General features: G+C 74.9%; 2 protein-coding genes. Both read left to right on the top strand.

The window, feature by feature from the left end:
• Positions 1 to 254 precede the first annotated feature (254 nt).
• Positions 255 to 1,310: a LysR family transcriptional regulator gene (locus tag LCD33_RS28510; protein WP_224963295.1), complete on the top strand. Its 1,056-nt coding sequence runs from the start codon at positions 255 to 257 to the stop codon at positions 1,308 to 1,310.
• An 83-nt stretch (positions 1,311 to 1,393) separates the two neighbouring features.
• The coding region (locus tag LCD33_RS28505; protein ID WP_224978497.1) for an SGNH/GDSL hydrolase family protein at positions 1,394 to 2,215 on the top strand (822 nt) is incomplete at its 3' end.

Genomic DNA, 2,215 nt, shown 5'->3' with positions numbered 1-2,215 from the left:
ACCCCCAGGCCATCCGACCCCCCGGATGCCTCGCGGCGCCCCCCTCGGCGCCGCTGGGACCAGAGTGGCACGAGCGCCGCCGCCGCTTCCACCGGAACGACCGACGAACCGCAGGAACATGTGGCCTGCAGTCGAGATCAGTTCGCGGGGATAGACTCACCCAGGGGAGGGTCGTCAGCCGCCCGCGCGTGGTGGTCGCAGCCCGCCCGCGCCGCGGAGCGGGCGGTACCGCACATGTGGAAGGACACCTGACGTTGCCCGGAGCCTCCGAGATCGCGCTCGCCGAAGCCGAACACCGGCGGGTGCGCGCCCCGCAAGCACTCCTGGACACGACGCTGGACCAGCTGCGGACCCTGGTGGTGGTGCACGAGGCGGGCACCGCGCTGGCCGCGGCCCGGCTGCTCGGACGCGAGCAGTCCAGCGTGCAGAAGCAGCTGGACACGCTGAACCGGAACTTCCGGGAACTGTGCGGCGAACCGTTGGTGCTCAAGCAGGGCAGGGGGAAGAGCGCGCTGTTCACCGGCACCGGCGAAGCGCTGGTCGAACGCGCGCGGGACACCCTCGACGACTGGCTGGACGTCGTCACCGACTCCCGGCGCCGCGTCGGCGGTTCGCTGCGGGTCGGCACCACCCGGTTCACCCTCGGCTTCCTCACGCCCGCCGTGGAACGGGTCGCCGCCGGGTTCCGCGCCGACGGCATCGACCTCAAGGTGGTGCACCTGCGCACCCGCAACCTGCTGGAAGCGTTGCGCGCCAACGAGGTCGACCTGGTCTGCGGCAGCACGCTCACCCACGTCGGCGCGAATCCGGCGGGCCTCGACGTGCTGGAGTGGCGGCGCAGCGGGCTCACCCTCGTCACCAACCTGGACCGCAGGCTGGTCCCCGGCCCCGCGGTGCGCGCCGCCGCGCTGCCCCGGCTGCCGCTGATCGTCGCGGGCAGCGGGCTGGTCGCCGAGTTCCTGCGCGGCTGGTACGGCGCCGACTACCGGGGCGTGCTGAACGTGGCCGCCGAGGTCGACGACGTGCGCTACGGGCTGGAACTGCTCAGCTCCGGGCTGCTGCACGGCTGCATGCTGGTCACCCGTGGCGTCGCGGAGGCCGCCGCGGACGGCAGGCTGCCGGACGGCCGCGGCCTGCGGATCCTCGACGTGCTCGGCGACCTGGAACCGCGGCTGGAGGTGCTGGTCGGCGCGTTCGCCAGGGCGGGCGAACTCGGGCAGCACGACGCGGACCACCCGCTGAACCGGTTGTGGGCGGCGTTGACCAGCAGGCACGACGAGTGGCGCGCGGAGCGGCCCACCAGCGGCTGACCGGCCCGACAGTTCGCCGAGACGTCTCCGCCCGGCCACCGATTCCTCACCGCCGGTGAGCCCGCGCCGGTGAAGGTGTGCGGGTGAGCGAGCCGAGAACCCGGCCGGTGCGCGCCCTGGTGGCGCTCGGCGATTCGACCACCGTCGGCATGGGCGACCGGGTCCCGGGCGGTTGGCGCGGCTTCGCCCGGATGCTCGCGGACGCCTGCGGCGGCCCCGCCCGGATCCGGTACGCGAACCTGTCCGCTTCGGGCGCGCGGGTGCGCGACGTGCACGAGGTGCAGCTGCCCGCGGCGCTGCGGCTGCGGCCGGACGCGGCGGTGCTGGTGGTCGGCATGAACGACACGCTGCGGTCCGACTTCGACCCGGCCCCGCTGCGGCGGCGGCTGGACGCGGTGGTGGGCGAGCTGACCCGCGCCGGTGCGGTGGTGGTGGCCGCGCGCTACCACGACCACGGGAGGGTGTTCCGGCTGCCTGCTCCGCTGCACCGCGCGCTGCGCAAGCGGATCGAGCAGGTGAACGCGGTGCTCGACGAGGTGCTGGCCCGGCACGGGGCGCGGTGCGTGGACCTGGACGCGCTGCCCGGCGCCTACGAGCTGGACGCGTGGTCGGTGGACCGGCTGCACCCCTCCGAGTTCGGGCACCGGTTGCTGGCGCGGGCGATGGGGGAGCAGCTGGCGGCCGCGGGGCTGCTGGTGGAGCCGGTGGCGCTGCGGTGTTCCGGAGGTGCCCGGATCACGGCCTGGCACCACGCGGGATGGTTGGTGTTCCGCGGTGTGCCGTGGCTGGTGCGGCGCGGCTCGGACCTGCTGCCGCACGGGGTGGCCCCGGTGGTGCGGGAGGTGCTGGCGGAGCTGGGGGACCGGCGGGGTCTGCGGCGGATCCGCGGTGGTGCGTTCCGGGGG

The sequence above is a fragment of the Saccharopolyspora sp. 7B genome, from assembly GCF_020177435.1.
Classification (GTDB): Bacteria; Actinomycetota; Actinomycetes; order Mycobacteriales; family Pseudonocardiaceae; genus Saccharopolyspora_C; species Saccharopolyspora_C gregorii.
This window is presented reverse-complemented; position numbering and strand designations above follow the sequence as displayed.